The organism is Streptomyces malaysiensis subsp. malaysiensis (genome assembly GCF_040653035.1).
Classification (GTDB): domain Bacteria; phylum Actinomycetota; class Actinomycetes; order Streptomycetales; family Streptomycetaceae; genus Streptomyces; species Streptomyces malaysiensis.
Map to the genome: position 1 here is coordinate 39378 of NZ_JBEZNG010000043.1, position 17477 is coordinate 56854.

Consider the following 17477-nt stretch of genomic DNA (forward strand, 5'->3'; position numbering starts at 1 on the left):
GGGCGTTGCCGTGGCGCCCGACTCGGCACGGTGACCGGCGCGCCCGGCCGGGGCGCCGGGTCACGCAACGCTACGGCGCGCGCACGAGGCGCTCGCCCCAGCCGCTTCCCGCACGGGCTACAGCCACTCCCCATCCACGGCCGTGGCCGTGAGCCCCGGCGCCGCCGCGTACAGCACCGTGCGGCTCCCTGCCTGCTGGCCGGCGTCGTGCGCGCGCCGCAGGATATCGAAGACGGCGGCTCCGCCGCGGTTTCCGCTGGTGTAGCTGTCCCGGCTGTGAGCCAGGAGCCCAGCCGGCCATGCGTCGGGCATGGTCTGCTCCATGTACTCCAGCACCCGGGTCCCGCCAGGGTGCGCGAGCAGCAGATCGGGATGCCAGGGGTGGCCATCGTCCTGGTGGCGCAGGCGCAGCCACTCCCACATCGCGGTGACCGTGTCCTGCACGGCGCGCGGCCCGCGCCGGTCCATCACGAAGTGCGTGCCGTCGGCGCGCGTCTCCAGCCGGTGCAGGTCCTGGGTGCCGGGCAGGGTGTGGTGCCAGGCCGCGTCCAGTCGCAGTACGGACTCCGGACGACGGCGGCCGGTGACCACGGCTGCGACCGCGGTGTCGGCGAACAGCAGGCGGACGATCAAGGACTCCAGGCTGTCGTCCGCGGGCTGGTAGGTGGTGCTCAGCGCCTCGGATATAACGACCAGGACGACCCGGTCCGGATCGTCGGCCACCAGATCGGCTGCCAGTGCCAGGCCCCGGGTCCCGGCGATGCAGGCCCACTGCGTGGCCGGGAGGAGCAGCGTGTCACTGTGCAGCGGGAGTCGGTTGGCCAGTGCCACGTCCAGGCCCGGCAAAGCCGGTGTGGTGGAATTGCTGGTGATCAGACAGTCGACGTCGGCGGGGTCCAGTCCGGCGATCTGCAAGGCTCCGCGTGCGGCTCGCTCGCCGTACGCCCGCACGGCCGCCCAGGCCGGCGCGGTGCGCTCTTCGACGGTCTGAGGCGCAGGTATCGCTTCCAGCGCGGCGATCACGCGTTCCACGTCCTGCTCGGTGAATCCGTCGAGGGCCAGGGCCTCCCGGGCCGATACGGGGCCGGGGGTGCGCAGACCGCTCCCGCTGGTGGGCGCGACAGCGGTCTCCAACGGCACCATCCACCTGCGGGACGTGATGCCTGTGCTGGCGGCGATGCTGTCGATCCGCGACAGCCACGGCGCCTCGGGGTGTCGGACACGCACTTCCGCCAGGATCTGGCTGGTCTCGACGGCGTTCTCACCGTGTATCACCGCAGGAGGGCACAGGTAAGCGGTCAAAATTCACACCTCTCTACACAGAACTACGAAATGCCATGAGCGCTATGACGTAGGTCACCTCGGCGGTTCGCCCTCAAGTCGGTGCCTTCGCCACCCCGCTCAGGGCGTCACCATTCGCATCGAGAATGCACTTAAACGGATATTTCTCCTGTGATCTACGCAACTCGGGCGAGTTTCGATGTGTATGAGATGAAGCACATCGCGTCGCCGGGAATGGCCTGATGCCCTGTCAGGTGTGACACCTGAGGAGATGGACGAGGTCCGCCCGCGTCCGGAGGCGTTAGCCGCGGAGATACCCGGCTCGCTCAGTGCCGGTGATCGTGGCCGATGCCGGCTATGGCCGTAGGGGGTGTCTTCGAGCGTCACATCCATATCGGGAGCGATGCGAGGGTGACAGCTGTTTGGTAGGACTAGTGCAGTCGCAGGTGTCGTCCGCCCTGCGTGGAGCCGGTGAAAGCCGCGGCCTTGACGCGGGGCTCGTGCAGGGCATCGGCGCCGGTCAAGGCCCACCCCGGACACCCGGAACTCTCGCGGCTGACCGCAATCGTTGCCGCACGTGCCCTGATGGCGGCGGGAGCGGCGCCCGCGTACTCCAGATCATCGAGGGCGAAGCCGACCACGGGGCAGCCTGGGGCCAACGCGCTGACGCTGTCACCGCCCATGACGCGGAAGGCGAGGGGGAGTTGCCGCCGGCGAAGACCAGGACCGGTCCCGGGGGAACAGTGGTGTGCCGGATGTCGGGTCGGGGCCCGTGGGCCGGTTGTCGTCCGCGGGATCGATCTGTATGTCGGCGAAGGCGCCGGAGGCAGCCGTTGGGCGAACAGGCGGCACTGGAACGTGGTACGGGCGAGTTCGCTGTTCAGGCGGTCCTCGGTGAGGTGGCGGCGGCCTTGGCCGCGTGGTGCGGCACGGTACCGAGGGTGCTCGGGTTGCTGTGGGGTGATGCCGCCCTGTTCAACTGGGGCCTCGGAGGAGTCAGGTGACGATGTCGTGTGAGGCCATGTCGGCCAGGGTCCATTCCTCGACTTCGGTGAGGTGGATCGCCGCTGCCTCTTGCGCGGCGGCGGGGTTCCGGGCGGCCATCGCGTCCAGGATTTCGAGGTGGCGGTGGGTGGAGCCGGCCAGGCGATGGGGGCCGGTGGCCCCCAGGACTCGGAGCCAGTAGACGAACGGCTCGACGGATTCCCGGGCGGTGATGAGTCGACTATTGCCGGTGGTGGCCACGATGTCGTGGTGAATGCGCGTGTCGGATGCGAAGAAGGGCTCGTAGTCGCCCTGCTCCGCGGCGCGTAGTGCGTTGACCGCTTCGTTGCGCAGATCGGCGATCTGCTCGAGCGGCATGGTCTCGGCCGCGACTCCGGTAGCGAGCCACTCAAGTCCCTTGCGCAGCTGGCACACCTCATGGACGTCCTGACGCGTGGGGCGTGTGACGAACGTCCCCGAGCGGGGTCGGGTCTCGACCAGTCGGTCGTGTTCCAGCCGTGCCAGCGTGTCACGCACGGGCGTACGTGACACGCCGAACTCACTCGCGATGGCCTGCGGGTCCAGCCGGGATCCGGGAGCGTACTCGCCTGAGGTGATCCGCTCGCACAGGATCGAGTAGAGCTGCTCGGAGATCCGCTCCACGACCAGCGTGGTCCTGCCGCGACGGTGATGGACGGACGGTGTGGTCATGGAAAGTGTGCCCTTCTGTCCAACAGACGCTGAAAGCTGCGGCCCGCGCCGTAGCGGCACGTTGGATGCAGCATCTAATCGATCAGATTAGCCTTCTTGAGTGCCGTCCTGATGCGCTCCTTCTCGTCAGCGGTGGCTGGGTGGAAGGGGCGGCGCGGCAGACCGGGGCGGCGGCCCTGGAGCTCGAGAGCCGCCTTGAGGGTGGCCGGCAGGTTGGGGGCGTCGATGGCCCGCCACACGGTGAGAATCCGCTCGTGCAGCTCGAGCGCCTTCGTATGGTCGCCCGCCTGGACGGCTTCCCACAGTTCGACGCTGAGGCGCGGCGTCACGGTCGGTATGGCGGCCAGGGCGCCGTGTGCGCCCATGACGAAGGCCGGGTAGTGCAGGTCGTCGAGTGCGGCGAGCACGGTGAACCGGTCCCGCATCCGGTGCAACAGGTCGGCCAGCAGGTGGATGTCTCCGCCGGACTGCTTGACGGCGACGACCTGGGGGACGTCGCGCAGGAGCTCGATGGTGTCGACGGGGACCAGCGCCCAGGGGACGACGTTGTAGAGGATGATCGGCAGATCGGTGACCTCGCCGATCTCGCGGTAGTGAGCGACGGTCTCCTCGGGGGAGGGGGCGAAGACGTAGTGGACAGGCGTGACCTGGAGGGCGTCGACGCCCGCGTTCTTGAGCGCGAGAGAGTAGCGCTTGGCCTGGGCGGTGGAGTTCTGGATGACACCACCGATCACGGGGACGCGGCCGGCGACCTCGTCAACGACCGTCGCGCAGATCGCGGCGCTCTCCTCCAGTGACAGGGTCTGGCCTTCACCGGTGCTGCCGCAGGCGCAGATGGCCGTTACGCCCTGGTCGAGGAGGTACTTGACCTCGCCGCGCAGGAGGTCGAGGTCGACTTCGTCCTGTGCGTCGAAGGGGGTGACGACGGTGGAGATCATCCCTTCGAGCCGGATGTCCTTCACGTTGCCTCCTGGGGTATTGCCGCACCAACTCTGCGGATGTAATGTCTGATGCATCAGATGTTAGCACGGGTTCCCATGGTGGAGAACTTCACTTTCCGGACACGGTCACCGCCTCGTCATCTGAAGCCGGGGCAAGGCTCGCCGTGTCGTCCGATCCCGGGGCCCTGCGCAAAGTCGTCACCGCCAGCGCCCTGGGCACCACGGTCGAGTACTACGACTTCACGTTGTACGCCACCACCGCCGCGCTCGTCTTCGACAAGATCTTCTTCCCCGATGCCTCACCCCTGATCGGCACCCTTGCCGCCTTCGCCACGTACTTCGTCGGCTACGCGGCCCGTCCGCTCGGCGGCGTCCTGTTCGGGCACTTCGGCGACCGCCTCGGCCGTAAGAACGTTCTGATCATCACCATGCTCATGATGGGACTCGGCACCTTCGCCATCGGCCTCATCCCCTCTTATGACAGCATCGGCATCGCCGCCCCACTCCTGCTCGTGCTCATCCGTCTCGTGCAGGGCCTGGGAATGGGCGGGGAATACGGCGGCGGAGTACTCATGGCGCTGGAGTACAGCCCCTCCTCGCGTCAGGGCTTCTTCACTTCACTGGTCCATATCGGAACCCCGGCCGGCGTCCTGATCCCCGTCGGCCTCGTCGCCGCCCTCGATGCGACGCTGCCGGCCGGTACCTATGACTCCTGGGCCTGGCGCCTGCCCTTCCTGGCCAGCATCCTCCTCATCGCGGTCGGCATCTGGATGCGCCTGCACGTCACCGAAAGTCCCCAGTTCGTCAAGATGCGCGAGGACCGGGAAGTGCAGAGCCTGCCGGTGAAGGAGGTCCTGACCCGGCGCCCCGCAACGGTCCTCTTCTCCATCCTCGCCAAGATCGCGGAAAGCGGCCTGTTCAACATCTACTACGTGGTGGCCATCACCTACGTCACCACCGAACTCGACCTCGCCAAGGGCCCCGTCCTCCTGGCCGTCCTCATTGCCTGCGCCGTCGAGTGCTGCACCCTGCCCTTCTTCGGAGCCCTCTCCGACCGCATCGGCCGGCGCAAGGTCTACATCGCCGGAGCCCTCTTCCAGGCCGCCCTCGCGGTCCCGTTCTTCCTCCTCATGGAAACGGGCCAGTTCTGGGGCTACGCCGTGGGTATGACCCTCGGACTCGGCGTCGGCCATGGCGCCATGTACGGCGCCCAGGGCGCTCTGTTCTCCAACCTCTACCCCGTCAACGTCCGCTACACCGGACTGTCCGTCACCCAGCAGTTCGGCGCCACCTTCGGCGGCGGACTCTCCCCGCTCATCGGGGCCGCACTGCTGTCCGCCGGCGGCGGCCACTGGTCCTGGCTTGTCGCCTACTGCGTCGGCGTCGCCGTCATCTCCAGCCTCGCCGCCACCCGCCTGGGTGCGGGCGAAGCCAATGTCCACAGCCCCGGGCCCGCCGCGCCGGCCGCCCTCGAAAGGACCTGACCTCCGTGAACCGCCTGTTCCTGCCCGAACACGCCGCAGTGGAACAGTCCCTGCGGGGCCTGGCCCTGGCCCACCCTCACCTGATCCGCCTCCACGAACAACCGCTCTACATCACAGCCCGCCACCGGCACCCAGGCCGGCGCGTCGGCCTCGTCTCGGGGGGCGGCTCCGGCCACGAACCCCTGCACTGCGGATTCGTCGGACAAGGCATGCTCGATGCCGCCGTCCCCGGCCGCGTCTTCGCCTCTCCCCACAACCGGCAGATCTACGAAGCGTCCCGGGCCGCTGCCGGCCCCGACGGCGTCCTGCATATCGTCAAAAACTACACCGGGGACCGCATCAACTTCGGCATAGCAGCCGAACGGCTGCGGGCCGACGGGATAGCCGTCCGCCGCGTCCTCGTGGACGACGACATCGCCACCGACAGCGCGGAGACCGCCACTGGACGCCGCGGCACCGCCGCCACCGTCACGGTGGAGAAGCTCCTCGGGGCCGCGGCCGATCAGGGAACCCGACTGGACGATCTCGCCGCACTCGGCACCCACATCGCCTCCGCCTCACGCAGTATCGCTGTAGCGGCACGCGCCCAGACCGCCCCCTTCCGCGGCGGCGAAGCATTCCAGCTCACCGACGGAACACTTGAATACGGGGTCGGCATACACGGGGAACGTGCCGCCTCCACCCAGGCCGACACCGGCTTCGAGCCGCTCGTCGACCGCATGACCCAACAGGTGCTGGCAGCCCTGCCCCCCGACACGGCGCGCGTCCTGGTACTGGTGGGTGGGCTGGGCGCGACAACCCTCCTGGAGCTGTACGCGGTGTACACACAGGTATGCGCACGGCTGGCCGAGGATGGCGTGGACGTGGCGGGCCGACTCGTCGGAACCTTCGTCCCGGCGCTCGACATGAGTGGCTTCTCCCTCTCTCTCACCGCAATGCACGACACGTGGATCGACCTCTGGAACAGCCCCACCCGCACACCCGCCTTCCCCGTGACGGAGTTCCCACGATGAGCATCGACCAGCGGCGACTCATACAGACGTATGCGCACAGCGTGCATATGGCGCATGACACCCTCACCGCTCTCGACCAGCTGTCCGGAGACGGAGACTTCGGCGACAACCTCCGCGAAGGCATCGACCAGGTCACCACAGCCCTGGACGCGGCCCCCACCGAGCCGGCCTTCACCATCGCCGCACGGGTCTTCCTCGACGAGGTCGGAGGAACAAGCGGTCCCCTCATCGGGCTTCTGTTCCAGGAAATCGCCCACGCCCTCGCCGATGACAACAGCGAGGCGGGATGGGCCGCCGGTGTCCGCGAAGGCAAGGCAGCAATCCAGCGAGTCGGTGAAGCCGAAGCGGGGGACCGCACCATGGTCGATGCGCTCCTACCCGCCTGCGATGCCCTGGCCGCCGGCGGAGACGCGCACGCATCTGCCCTGGCAGCCCTCGACGGTGCGAAAGCCACGGCTTCACTGCGCGCACGCCGAGGACGAGCCTCCTACGTCGGAGAACGCGTCCTGGGAGCGCCCGACCCCGGAGCGGTCGGCGTCGCCCTGCTCTTCTGGTCCCGAGCCAAAGTGCTGGAACAGGAACCCGGCGTACTGGCTGACATTCTGTCCCCCGGGCAGGGACTCATCCCCGCTGACCTCGACATGCAGGGTGGGTAGGAAACCTGGGATGGCGGTCCGCCCTGCCCATCGAGTTCTCGCGGTGGACCGTCAGCCCAGGGGAGTCTCCATGAGTGTGTCAAGCTGCCTGCGTGTTCGGCGGGGTCACCGCACGTCCGGAGGTCGGGGCCGGTCCGCGAGGTGTTCCTGGAGCTCGCGGTGCCGGAACTGGTACGCGTCGCCGGACATGCGGAGGAGGCCCAGTGCCGTGCACTCCTCGAGGAACGGCCGCAGCTGGCTCAGGTTGGGGGTGAGCGCCAGGAACACGCCGTAGCGCAGCCGTACGGCATTGAGCATGGACGCCAGCGCCACGGCGACCAGCACCACGGCGAGCCTCGCGAAGGGAGCGATGAAGGCGGCGAAGCCGTCGGGGGGCTCCGCCGCGAAGCCGTTCAACGCCCAGCAGCAGAGTGCCAGAACCGGGATTCCGCTGACGCACAGCGCGAGCATGGTGTTGGCCGCATCGTCGAGCAGCGGACGCGGAGCAGGGCGCACCGGCACCGGTCTGCCCAGCTCCTCCAACCACTCCCTCCGCGCTTCCCGCGCTTCGCGCTCTCCGATGTCCTCGGGCCGCTCACGGGCCAATTCCCGCAGCGCCCGGACAGCCGCGCACACACCTCCGACCGACAGGCCCAGAAGGAGAGGCCGTTCCAAGCCGAGGATCCCGTGGGCCACGAGTGCCGCGGTGACGGCCGCGGGAGCTCCGCACACGGCTCCGGCGCAGAACGCGTCGCGGAGTGGAGGGCGCGCGTGGGTGGGCCGGAGTCGCGTCCAGCCCGCGGCGAAGATGACCCCCACCACGCCCATGAACAACCCCGTGGCGCCGGTGAGGAGCCAACCGTCGCTGCCCAGCTGGGTGATGTGCCAGATGGCGAAGACCGGCATCCACACGATCCCATGCGTGATCGCTGTCGCCAGGAGCCAGAAGACGGGAGGCTCCTCCATGGCCTCGGTACTTGTGGCGAATCCCGCGCCGATGCCCACCCCGAGACCTGCCGAGGCACTGAGGATGCAGAGGAACAGCGCCCACCTCCCCACCCCGCCCGTCAGCGGTATGACCAGCGCTACCAGAGGAACCAGCAGCCCGGCGAACCAGCGGAGCCCGGTCAGCAGACCCCGAACTCCGGGGCGGGGCAGGGAGGCTGTGTCCAGGACTGCCACTGCCCTGGCTTCCAGCCCGGCCACCACCCCCAGCCCGAGGGAGAACACCGCTGCGGTGCCGGTTGCCGCGGCCGGTCCATCCGCCGCCGAGACCCCGACGCCCACGACGATCAGGGCCGTCAGGCCGACCGCTGTCCCCTTCAGCAGCGCCGTCGGCCACGGTCGCCTCAGCGGTGTGCGCACCGTGCGGATCCGCGTCAACGCGGTGCGCTCGGCCCAGCTGACGGCACCGGACAGGACCGCACCGGCCGCCGCGGCGACGGCAGCTCGCAGCGTCCCCGCGCCGAACGCGACCGCCACCGCCCCGGTCATCGTTCCGAACGCGAGGCCGTCGCAGGCGGCACCAGCCGGATGGGAGCGGTTCTCCAGGCGCCGGAGAGCCGGGGCGAAGTACCACACCGCCACGGTCACGACGCCGGCCAGCGTGATGGCCAGGGCGACATGGCTGACCAGGACCAGCACCGTTGACCACAGCGCCAGGCACGAGGCGGCCAGGACGGCCTCGGTCCTCCGTACCCGGCGGACTCCGGCCAGCGGCCACAGCTCGTTCGGGACCATGTCGGTGCCGCTCAGGCGCGTCCCCGAGACGATCCGCGGGGCCCGGTTGTTGTCCTGGAGGTAGCGCGCGAGGACGGCGAGCTTCTTCCAGGTGCTGCCCGCGTGCAGGCGGAGGCGACGCGCCAGATCGGGCTCATCGCCCGACGCGCCCCGGTACGGGAGCCGCACCGCCGCCGCGACGTAGCGGTCGAGGAGATACTCGTGCAGCTCGCCGTCGGCCGCGAGGCGCAGCAGCTCGTCCGGGCTGCGGACGTACTCACCTGCCCTGTTGCGCTCGTCGAAGACGATGGCGGACAGCGTCAGGTGCCAGGGGCTGTCCAGTTCGGCGGCCAGCGCGGCGGCCTCCCGTGGCCCGCCGGGCCTTTCCGCGTCCTCCAGCGTGTCCAGGACGCGGCGCCAACGGTCCAGCCCCACGCGGCTCGTGGCAACCCGTTCCAGGAGGAACGCGCGCGCACGTTCCGCGTCGACGCGCGCGATACGGAGATGCGTGACGTTGGGGGGCAGGTCGTCCGTGTCGAGAAGGTCCTCGTACTCGGCCCGCCTGCACGTGAGCACCACGGGGCACGCCCGCCCTCCGCGCTTGTACCGGCCGATGGCCCCCATGAGGGACCGAGGTGCGGAGATTTCGTCCAGACCGTCGATCAGGGGGAGGACCAGGTCGTGGTCGACGACCGCCGACGCTTCCCGCGGCTTGAGCCGGTAGACCGAGGCGAGGTGCCTGCGCAGCCACCCCCTGATCTCGTCGTGGTTCCATGACGCCGCGGACAACCGCACCGGAACCGGATCCTCCGGGCCGCGGCGCTCCAGGAGCCCGAGAACGAGGCGGAGTTGGAAGACCGTTTTCCCCGCCCCGGCGTCGGCGCGGCCCGCCGCGGCGGGGTTTCCGGTGATCACCAAGCAGTCGGGCCGCTGCCACCGGTACCACGCGGCGACCTCGCCCATCGATCCGCTGACGGGCGGTTCCTGGAGGCGGGTGACCGCGGTGAACGGCAGATCGATGAATCCCGCCGGGGCCCGTCTGCCGGCACCCAGCAGCAGGTCGTGCTGCCGCCCCTCGCGCTCCTTGACCGCTCGGGCGAGGCGTGCGGCGGTCCTGACCGGCGTGGGGGGCTCCATGCTCGCGTAGATGACGCCGGTGTTTGCCACACCGCCCTTTGAAGCCACCGCGTCCCCGGTCCGGCTCACATACACGGGACCGTCCGGGCCCGGGCCATGGGCCAGATGGCCGGAGACCGCGGTGCCACCGTCGACGGCCGAGGCGTCGCCGGTCCCGGTGACGCTCACCTCCGCCCCCTCGGACGCCGACGCGGCTCCCCGCTCCGAGTCCCGCAATGGTGTGCCGTCAGCATGGTGCCCGTTGTCGCGCTTGCGCCAAGGGTGCATCGTGCTCGTCCTTTCCCCCATGCGGGCCCGTGTATGGAAGGGCGGTCTCGGAGCGGTCAGCGGCGCTCCACCCCGGTGTTCGCCCGGCTGCCCGGGCCGTCCGCGGTGGCGTCTCCGGTGCGCTCGGCCCGCAGCCGCCGGCCTCCTGCCTCACGCGGACCCCGGACGCCCGTGGAGGCGTGCCCTCCCGCGGTGGCCCTGGCAACTCCGGTGTCGACCGCCACATCGTCCGCCTCGGGGCCCGTCCTGGTGGGGGAGGACACCAGGGCCCAGATCAGGGAGGCCACTCCGGTGACGCCCTGAACCGAACCGCCGACCATCTGAGCGGTGTCCGGGCCGTTCATCCACCAGACGAAGGGGGTGGAGGCGGCCAGGACGGCCCCGACCGCGATGAGCGTGACTTTCCACTTGTGCGCCATGTCCTCCGTTGCCCTCCTCCGCGGAGCCGGCCCGTGGAAGGCCGGGAGTCCCACCGGTGAACGCGCTCTCCTCCCGGACTCAGACGCTCATTGCAGAACGCCGGTTCCGGAGGGGTATGGGCACCATGGCACAGCTCCGCGGCCGTCGGGAACCACTCCGGATACGCCCGCGGACAGCCTGGCGACCGGTACCGCGCGGGCCCCGGGCATCAGCGAGGCGACCGTCCGAACGGGCGCCTGCTCGCTCCAGCCGTTCCCGATCTCGTCGCCGCTGAGGTCCTGCGGGTCGGGGTGTGGGGTGACGGCTGGTGCTTCCGGCTGGTGGAGGACCGTAGGCGGCCCGCACGGTGGGGGCCCGTAGTACCCCGGAGAGGGCGATCTCCTGCGACGAGTTGCACGTCCTGGGATTCTTCGCTACCGCGTTGTGGACTGCGTGCGCCGACTGGCCTGTAGAGACTCGGCCGCCGTGAGCAGGGAAGCCCCGAGCAACACGATGTCTTTCACCAGGAATTGGCCGGCGAGAGAGAGCTTTGGTTCTCTGCGCTTCTCCTGCCATGCCTCGGGTGTTGTGGCCAGGAAACTGAGAGTTGTGGCGAATATCCCAACAGCCCCCAGGCTTCCTAGCGCCGAGGCTCTCGGCGCGAACGGTCTCGCCGCGATCAATGATCCCGTAATCATCTCTGTTGCACCGATGACCCTGGCCAGTTTTTGTTCGCCGAGTTCGGTGAGGAGCCGTGAGAATAGAGGGCTCGCGGTGACCAAGGGTCGAATGTTCTCGACCTCATAACTTTCGAACTTGAGCCGCCCAATCGACAGGAGATTCAGCGCCAGTCCATAGCGGATTGTTGGGAATCCTGTGTTCTCAAGAACCTGGCCGACCATGGAACGCATTCTCATACGGGTGTCCCTCCACATGTGCACCGCGGAACTCCCTGCGTCTGCTCAGCGTACGCCAGGACCTACCTCATGGCACGCCGACCCCGGGGCCTTTTCCGTATTTGCCAAGACGTCGTTTCAGTTGGTGAGTCGGCGGTAGTTGATGAGGGCTGCGGCTATGCCGACGAAGGCGAGGAAGTGTTCTGCCCTGCGTTCGTGGCGGCGGTGCGGGCGTCGGCAGCCGGCCAGCCAGGAGACCGTCCCAGCGGTGGCGGCCCAAACTGGGCGAAGCGCCGGTAGACGGTGGGCCAGGCAGGCCCGAACACCGGCGGCAACTGCCGCCACGTGCAGCCCGACGTGGCCACGAAAACGATCGCCGCCGGCGCCTCACGGTCACCGGCCCGCCGCCGGCCCCGCCCTGCGGACGCCTCACCTCCGTCGGCGGCACCACCCGCCGGAACAGCACCCACAACTCATCCGGCACCAACCGCTCCACCAAATCCGCCATGCACCGTTCAACGACTGACCACGCCATGAGAAGCGACGTCTTAGAATACGACCGCCAGTGGGACATGGACTGGAAGGGACGTGGCCATGGCCAAGGAGATCGACCCGGGCCTGTGCCTGGAGGTGCCGGAGGGGTTCGACGACTCGGACGCGGAGTCGCAGGTGCACCCGATGGCGCGAAAGCTGTTCCCGGCCAAGACCGCCGCGGATGCCTTGAGGAAGGCGTCGGAGTGGGTGGCGGAGTACGACGTCTTCCTGGTGGACGTCTCCTGGGACTTCGCCCACGACGAGGAAGAGCCGTACACGCTGAGCGCGTACTTCACGTTCGAGCGGGCCCCGGAAGAGGCGTGAGCGGGGCGGGGTCGGGCGCCGTGCACCGGCCGTGTCGTCGTGGCGGCGGGACCGGCCTCACCACCCGCAGTCGATGTCGGCCGATCCCCCACGGACGACCGGATCGCCGCTCGTACCGCTGATGCGCAGAAAACCCCCGCCCCGCCCCCAGCTCAACTCGTACGTGCCCGCGTCGACGGGCCGGTAGCCATCGTCGACCGTCCAGGACGCCGACTCGTGCAGCGCCAGGCCGGTGCGCCCCACCGCGTACGCCTCGCCATTGCCGATCACGAGAAAGGACGTCTCCCGCACCACGGCCGTGCAGCCCCCCGGCCCCGCGGGGCGCAGAACGTGGTACTCCGCGCCGGAGGCCAGGTCGTCCACCGCTCCCCATGCGGTGCCAAGGACCGCCGTGGCGATCAGCAACCTGCTCGCCTTCCGTGCCGACGTCGATCGCTTCCGCGGGAGGCTCGAAGCATCCGCCGGGCGCCCTGCCCGGGTGAGCGCCCATCGGAGAACGAGCGCCATGACCAGGAGAGCCGCGCTCACCCCCCAGCCGGGTACCACCCGCCCCCGCACGACCAGCAGGAGGCTGCTCCAGCTCGCCACGACGGCGAGGGCCAGACTCCCGATGCCCGCTGCCGTGGAGACGGCGGGCGACAACATCACCCTGTGCTGTGTACGTGTTCCGGTCACGGCGGGTACGACTGTCCGGACGCGCCGACAGTTGCGCCGAGAGGCCGAAGCCACTTGAGAGCCCCGGGCCCATGGCGAACCACGGATCCTTCTGCATGCGCAGACCGCTGCCCTCGGCTTGATAGGCAAGCAAATGCTTGCCTATGCTGTGGTCGTGGCCGACGACCTCTTCAAAGCCCTGGCCGTCCCCACCCGCCGCATCATCCTCGACGAGCTCACGGAGAAGTCGGGACAGACACTGTTCGAGATCTGCTCGCGGCTGAGCATGAAGCACCAGCTCGGCATGTCGCGTCAGGCGGTCTCGCAGCACCTCGCCCTGCTGGAGGCCGCCGGGCTCGTCGAAACGAGGCGGGAGGGCCGCTACAAGTTCCACGACCTGAACACGGCCCCGCCGCGGCGGATCACCGAGCGATGGCGTCTGCCCGACCCGTTCGGACCGGAGAAGAGCACCCCATGAAGATCCATCTGACCAGCGTCTTCGTCGACGACCAGGCCAAGGCCGAGCACTTCTACACCGAGATCCTCGGCTTCGTGAAGAAGCACGACGTCCCCTTGGGCGAGGAGGCCCGGTGGCTGACCGTCGTCGCGCCCGACGACCCCGACGGCACCGAACTCCTCCTGGAGCCCGCCGGCCACCCGGCCGTCAAGCCCTACCGCGACGCCCTGGTCAAGGACGGCATCCCACTTGCCCAGTTCGCCGTCCCCGACGTGGAGGCGGAGTACGAGCGCCTACAGGCCCTCGGCGTCCGCTTCACCCAGGAGCCGCTGGCGATGGGCCCTGTCACCACCGCCGTCTTCGACGACACCTGCGGCAACCTGATCCAGATCGCAGCGCAGCCGCGGTAAGCGGTCAGGAGGAGCGGCGAGCACGGGCGGATCGGCCGGGCGCGGCCGGGTGCGGCCGGGCCAGGTTCCGCCCCCTCGCCGTGCAGGACACGGTTCAACTGGCGGGGGTAAAGGACGTCGGCTTGGTTCCGGGCTCGCATCAGTTCCCATTCCAGATCGGCGAGCTCATGGGGCTCCACCACGGGGAGTTCCATGTTCAGTTTCATTTCTCCGGCCTTCACCGCCTGGGAAGCCTGGTTTTGAGCGATCAAAGCTCGCACCGCCAGACCTCCCCGCGTAGACACCTCGCCCTGCCAGCTCCTCGTGAAGGGCGAGGATGTAGTTGCGCGCGGCCGCCGTCAGCGGAACAGGCCCGGAAACACCCCCTGCGGGGAACATGACCGAAGAACCGTAGACGAACAGGATTCCGCCGTCTCCGCGCTCCAGCATCTCCGGCAGCACGTGGTGCACCAATTGCCGGGCTGAACGGGGCGTAGTGAGGAGCTCGCGACGGCGGGCGACCAGCGCGATCCGGTAACCCTCCTGTCCGAAGCGGCGGGCCACCGCCTTCCCCATGCCGCTACCCGCGCCGAAAACCGCGATGGTCTTCGCCATGTGAGATGAGGGGCTAGGTCAAGTTATGTCGTGGAGGTGCCATGCCCGGCCGCCCGCCCTTGCGCGCAGATGCCCGGCGCAACTTGGAGAAGCTCAGGGCCGCTGCCCTTGACGTCTTCCAGGAACGCGGTTTGGGGGCACCTTTGGACGAAGTCGCCAGACGCGCGGATGTCAGCATCGGGACCCTGTACAACCGGTTCAGCAGCCGCCGCGAGTTGATCGACAGCGTGCTCCCCGCGGAGTCGAACAGGTTGAGCTTTCCGCACTTCTACCCGAACCGTTTGCGGGGCCGCAGCGTCAGCAGCGGTCCGAGGTGGATGATGATCCGGTCGGCTGCGGACTTCGAGACCCTGGGCAAAGGAGTCAGCTGGCGCGGCGTCGGGTTCGTCCGCGCAACGGAGTCGCTGGGCTATCTACGCTGGCATGGTGTCCGAGGAGGCCGGGCCGGTGACGCGGAGCACGAGTTTGGTTCCGCCGGTGAGGCCCTTTGAGGACCGGTCGAAGGCGCCTGGGCCTTCATCAAGGGGAAGCACCTCCGTGGGCAGGTCGAGTACGCCGTCGCGGAGCTGGTCGGCGAGGACAGCGAGAGCCTCTGCGTCCGGACGGACGTAGAGATCGGTCGAAGCGAGTTCGGCGCTCGCGGCCGGGGCGTCCGAGGTGATGGAGCACAGTCGGCCACCCGGGCGGACGAGTTCCGCGGCGGTGGCGGCCGTTCCGGGGGCTGCGGTGAGCGCCGCGTCGAAGACGCGCCCGACCTCGCGCGGCCAGGCGGGGCGGTGGTAGTCGATGACGTCTGTCGCGCCCAGGTGGCGCAGCCGGTCAAAAGAGCGGGGAGACGCTGTCGCCGTCACCTGGACTCCGGCCGCGACCGCGAGTTGCAGGGCGAGGGCTCCGGTCACTCCCGCTCCGTTCGTCACCAGCAGGTGCATGCCGCTGGACAGGTCCAACCAGTCCAAAGCCTGGCAGGCGGTCAGACCGTTGACGGGAAGTGCCGCCGCCCGCGCCGGGTCCAGGCCCTCGGGCAGAGGTGCCGCGTCCGCGGCTCGCAGCAGCACCTGCTCGGCCCACAAACCGCTGTGGCCGGGCAGCGGAGCGCTGTGGGCCAGCACCAGGTCACCCACGGCAGGGGCCGTGACATCCGGCCCCACGGCGACGACACGACCTGCGCCCTCCACCCCGAGGGCCGCCGGAAGGCGCAGGCCCACGTCCCAGCTGCCTGAGGCAGGCAGCAGGTCCCAGGGGCCGACCCCGGCGGCCAGGACGTCGAGCAAGATCTCGCCTGGCCCGGGTGGCCGGGGCCTGGGCAGCCATAGCGACTGAACCGCACCGGACTTCTCGGCGACCCCGCAGGCCCGCATCCGTGCATCAGCTGGTTCCGACTGCGGCATGACGCCTCCCGGGAGAATGGGGCTCGACGCGAGTATGCATCGCTGTGCTGACGCGGCGCCGGTCGCCACGCGTATCAGCTGTGAGGCGTCTCACCCTGAACGCTTTAGTCGGCATCACCCATCGGTTGCCGGACAGCGCTTAGCTGACTCGCCACCGAAACCCGCAGGTGTTTCACCGCCGCCAACGTCAGGCCCACATCCTCCTCGGATACCTCGGCGGCCCGCGCCCCCTGCTGCATCCTGTGCTGTTCCCTGGGTGAGTGCGGTTGCCAGGGCGGCGAGGCGGTCATGTTCCTCGCCACTGTGTGCCGGGTCATCCAGCGCCTTGGTCCGCTGCTCGCGCTCGAGCCGGTGCGGAGGCCGCGGCAGGCGGCCGACCGGTTGTGGACCGTGGACGGACGTTGGTCCCGGTCCGCGATCGGACCCGTGGGCACGTCTTCGCGCAACTACCGGTTCTCGGCGAACGTGCAGGTCATCGTGGACGCGGACACACGCCTGGTGATTGCTGTGGCTCGCCCGGTACCGGACGCCACGGCGCATGCGAAGGCATGGCGGGAGTCCGGTCCGCATGTGATCGGCCGGATGAAGAACCACAAGATCCTCCGCGACTGCCGACAGCACGGCAACGGCCTCAACCCGCCTTAGCGGCCGAGGGCTTGTCGCACGGTCAGGTTGTGGTGCTTCCGCAGCCGGTACAGTTCCCAGCACGACAACACCGTCACCGACACCGGAGCGCCGAGCAGGAACACGATCCGGGCAAGGACGGGAACCTCGGCGTTCTCGTTGTTGATCACGTCGAGGGCGGCCATCACCCACACCAGCAAGGTGGCGAGGATCGGCGGCAGCACCTCGTGGATGTCGGCGGTGCGGAACACGTGCATGAGGCACAGCGCGATCCCGTACAGGGCGAACCCCAGCGACCACGCGCAGAGGGTGATGAGGATGACCATGCCGGGGGTCCCGATGGCGTCACGGAAGCCGGCGGTCGCCGAGTCGGGCGCGACGGCGAGGGGGAACGTGGCCATGGACCCCATCAGAGCGGCCACTGCCCCGAAGGACTTCAGGGACCGACGCAGGTAGAGCCCGCGCAGCGCACCCTGCGCGGCGAACGCGAACAGGGCGATCGCGAAGGGGAAGGCGCACACGAGGACGAGTGTGCTGATCCAGCTCTGGTTGAACTTGTCGTCCGCGACGGTCTCGACGCCCTTGGCCGTGTCGACCGGTTTGTACGACATGATCAGCACGAGCCAGGCGGCGAGGCCGAGCCCGGTCCGCCACATCTGGATCTTGCGCACCGTCAGATCCTCGACGGTGTCCGGGCGCGAGGGGCGGAAGGCCCGCTGGGCGGCGTAGAACGGGTTGTAGACGCACTTGAGGATCCGCTGCCCGCGCGTGAGCGGCGGCCGGGGCGGGCGCGGGAACGGCGGCTGCGGGCCACCGCCGGGCGGCTGTAGCGGGTACGGGCCCTGCGGATGCCCCGGGTACCCCTGCGGCGGCACGGGCGCGGGCTGTGGCGGGTAGGGCCCGACGCCGGGTCCGCCGGGGTGCGGGTGGTGTCCGGCCCCGGGGTAGGGCTGATGGCCGGGACCTTGGCCCGGCTGTCCACCGGGTCCGGGTCCGCCCGTCGGACCCCAGTAACCATTGCCGTT

Annotated in this window: 16 protein-coding genes and 4 pseudogenes; 8 read left to right on the forward strand and 12 right to left on the reverse strand. The window is 69.3% G+C overall.

Annotation, left to right across the window (positions count from 1 at the left end):
• Positions 1 to 117: 117 nt before the first annotated feature.
• The 3 genes from AB0E24_RS42685 to AB0E24_RS42695 form a co-directional block, all read right to left on the reverse strand.
• Positions 118 to 1302, reverse strand: coding sequence for a beta-ketoacyl-[acyl-carrier-protein] synthase family protein (locus tag AB0E24_RS42685; protein WP_359385190.1), 1185 nt, complete (start codon positions 1300 to 1302; stop codon positions 118 to 120).
• Between the two features lie 975 nt (positions 1303 to 2277).
• The gene (locus tag AB0E24_RS42690) at positions 2278 to 2976 is read right to left on the reverse strand and encodes a GntR family transcriptional regulator (RefSeq protein WP_202544023.1); all 699 of its coding nucleotides are present in this window, start codon (positions 2974 to 2976) and stop codon (positions 2278 to 2280) included.
• Between the two features lie 74 nt (positions 2977 to 3050).
• A complete protein-coding gene (locus AB0E24_RS42695; RefSeq protein WP_093703613.1) occupies positions 3051 to 3938 on the reverse strand; it encodes a dihydrodipicolinate synthase family protein in 888 nt (295 codons plus the stop codon).
• A gap of 143 nt (positions 3939 to 4081) precedes the next feature.
• Here AB0E24_RS42695 and AB0E24_RS42700 point away from each other — a divergent pair, with 143 nt between their 5' ends.
• Genes AB0E24_RS42700 through AB0E24_RS42710 form a run of 3 tightly spaced genes read left to right on the forward strand, consistent with a single transcriptional unit; the run spans position 4082 to position 7070 of the window.
• Positions 4082 to 5401 carry an MFS transporter gene (locus tag AB0E24_RS42700; RefSeq protein WP_359385193.1) on the forward strand — a complete coding sequence of 440 codons (1320 nt, stop codon included), beginning with the start codon at positions 4082 to 4084 and terminating at the stop codon, positions 5399 to 5401.
• Positions 5402 to 5406: 5 nt separating this feature from the next.
• Positions 5407 to 6414 (forward strand): dihydroxyacetone kinase subunit DhaK, encoded by a 1008-nt coding sequence (locus AB0E24_RS42705; RefSeq protein ID WP_079255685.1) that lies wholly within the window; start codon positions 5407 to 5409, stop codon positions 6412 to 6414.
• On the forward strand, positions 6411 to 7070 hold the full coding sequence (locus AB0E24_RS42710) for a DAK2 domain-containing protein (protein WP_359385195.1): 660 nt from the start codon (positions 6411 to 6413) through the stop codon (positions 7068 to 7070). Before AB0E24_RS42705 ends, AB0E24_RS42710 begins: the two co-directional genes overlap by 4 nt.
• Before the next feature lie 105 nt (positions 7071 to 7175).
• Here the strand turns inward: AB0E24_RS42710 and AB0E24_RS42715 are convergent, their stop codons facing one another.
• The 4 genes and pseudogenes from AB0E24_RS42715 to AB0E24_RS46110 form a co-directional block, all read right to left on the reverse strand.
• Positions 7176 to 10073: a hypothetical protein gene (locus tag AB0E24_RS42715; RefSeq protein WP_359385197.1), complete on the reverse strand. Its 2898-nt coding sequence runs from the start codon at positions 10071 to 10073 to the stop codon at positions 7176 to 7178.
• Positions 10074 to 10228: 155 nt separating this feature from the next.
• Positions 10229 to 10591: a hypothetical protein gene (locus tag AB0E24_RS42720; protein WP_359385199.1), complete on the reverse strand. Its 363-nt coding sequence runs from the start codon at positions 10589 to 10591 to the stop codon at positions 10229 to 10231.
• A 414-nt stretch (positions 10592 to 11005) separates the two neighbouring features.
• Positions 11006 to 11473 carry a YkgB family protein gene (locus AB0E24_RS42725; RefSeq protein WP_359385201.1) on the reverse strand — a complete coding sequence of 156 codons (468 nt, stop codon included), beginning with the start codon at positions 11471 to 11473 and terminating at the stop codon, positions 11006 to 11008.
• Between the two features lie 272 nt (positions 11474 to 11745).
• A pseudogene (locus AB0E24_RS46110) lies at positions 11746 to 11975 on the reverse strand (transposase); the annotation flags it as partial.
• Positions 11976 to 12061: 86 nt separating this feature from the next.
• On the opposite strand from AB0E24_RS46110, the gene AB0E24_RS42735 reads away from it, so the two are divergent.
• Positions 12062 to 12325, forward strand: coding sequence for a hypothetical protein (locus AB0E24_RS42735; RefSeq protein ID WP_100809596.1), 264 nt, complete (start codon positions 12062 to 12064; stop codon positions 12323 to 12325).
• Between the two features lie 57 nt (positions 12326 to 12382).
• Here AB0E24_RS42735 and AB0E24_RS42740 read toward each other — a convergent pair whose 3' ends face one another.
• Positions 12383 to 12973 (reverse strand): hypothetical protein, encoded by a 591-nt coding sequence (locus AB0E24_RS42740; RefSeq protein ID WP_359385204.1) that lies wholly within the window; start codon positions 12971 to 12973, stop codon positions 12383 to 12385.
• 181 nt (positions 12974 to 13154) lie between these two features.
• On the opposite strand from AB0E24_RS42740, the gene AB0E24_RS42745 reads away from it, so the two are divergent.
• Entirely contained in the window at positions 13155 to 13457 is a 303-nt protein-coding gene (locus AB0E24_RS42745; RefSeq protein WP_359385206.1) for an ArsR/SmtB family transcription factor, read from the forward strand.
• Positions 13454 to 13846: a VOC family protein gene (locus tag AB0E24_RS42750; RefSeq protein WP_069870989.1), complete on the forward strand. Its 393-nt coding sequence runs from the start codon at positions 13454 to 13456 to the stop codon at positions 13844 to 13846. The genes AB0E24_RS42745 and AB0E24_RS42750 overlap by 4 nt, the downstream gene beginning before the upstream one ends.
• A 165-nt stretch (positions 13847 to 14011) precedes the next feature.
• Here the strand turns inward: AB0E24_RS42750 and AB0E24_RS42755 are convergent, their stop codons facing one another.
• Positions 14012 to 14440 (reverse strand): SDR family NAD(P)-dependent oxidoreductase, encoded by a 429-nt coding sequence (locus AB0E24_RS42755; protein ID WP_359385209.1) that lies wholly within the window; start codon positions 14438 to 14440, stop codon positions 14012 to 14014.
• 41 nt (positions 14441 to 14481) lie between these two features.
• Here AB0E24_RS42755 and AB0E24_RS42760 point away from each other — a divergent pair.
• Positions 14482 to 14655 (forward strand): annotated as a pseudogene (locus tag AB0E24_RS42760) (helix-turn-helix domain-containing protein); the annotation flags it as partial.
• A gap of 59 nt (positions 14656 to 14714) precedes the next feature.
• On the opposite strand, the pseudogene AB0E24_RS42765 reads toward AB0E24_RS42760, so the two are convergent.
• Positions 14715 to 14831 (reverse strand): annotated as a pseudogene (locus AB0E24_RS42765) (IS5/IS1182 family transposase); the annotation flags it as partial.
• A gap of 22 nt (positions 14832 to 14853) precedes the next feature.
• Positions 14854 to 15828 (reverse strand): NADP-dependent oxidoreductase, encoded by a 975-nt coding sequence (locus tag AB0E24_RS42770; protein ID WP_359385211.1) that lies wholly within the window; start codon positions 15826 to 15828, stop codon positions 14854 to 14856.
• Positions 15829 to 16125: 297 nt separating this feature from the next.
• Between AB0E24_RS42770 and AB0E24_RS42775 the strand changes: the two are divergent.
• Positions 16126 to 16473: pseudogene (locus AB0E24_RS42775) on the forward strand (IS5/IS1182 family transposase); the annotation flags it as partial.
• Here the strand turns inward: AB0E24_RS42775 and AB0E24_RS42780 are convergent.
• Positions 16470 to 17327, reverse strand: a complete 858-nt coding sequence (locus tag AB0E24_RS42780; RefSeq protein WP_359385213.1) for a hypothetical protein — start codon at positions 17325 to 17327, stop codon at positions 16470 to 16472. The pseudogene AB0E24_RS42775 and the gene AB0E24_RS42780 sit on opposite strands and share 4 nt — an antisense overlap.
• Positions 17328 to 17477: the final 150 nt, after the last annotated feature.

Coding starts and splice junctions, on each gene's coding strand:
- AB0E24_RS42690 (WP_202544023.1), bottom strand. CDS start 2,976: ATGACCACACCGTCCGTCCATCACCGTCGCGGCAGGACCACGCTGGTC.
- AB0E24_RS42710 (WP_359385195.1), top strand. CDS start 6,411: ATGAGCATCGACCAGCGGCGACTCATACAGACGTATGCGCACAGCGTG.
- AB0E24_RS42720 (WP_359385199.1), bottom strand. CDS start 10,591: ATGGCGCACAAGTGGAAAGTCACGCTCATCGCGGTCGGGGCCGTCCTG.
- AB0E24_RS42725 (WP_359385201.1), bottom strand. CDS start 11,473: ATGGTCGGCCAGGTTCTTGAGAACACAGGATTCCCAACAATCCGCTAT.
- AB0E24_RS42735 (WP_100809596.1), top strand. CDS start 12,062: ATGGCCAAGGAGATCGACCCGGGCCTGTGCCTGGAGGTGCCGGAGGGG.
- AB0E24_RS42750 (WP_069870989.1), top strand. CDS start 13,454: ATGAAGATCCATCTGACCAGCGTCTTCGTCGACGACCAGGCCAAGGCC.
- AB0E24_RS42755 (WP_359385209.1), bottom strand. CDS start 14,440: ATGGCGAAGACCATCGCGGTTTTCGGCGCGGGTAGCGGCATGGGGAAG.
- AB0E24_RS42770 (WP_359385211.1), bottom strand. CDS start 15,828: ATGCCGCAGTCGGAACCAGCTGATGCACGGATGCGGGCCTGCGGGGTC.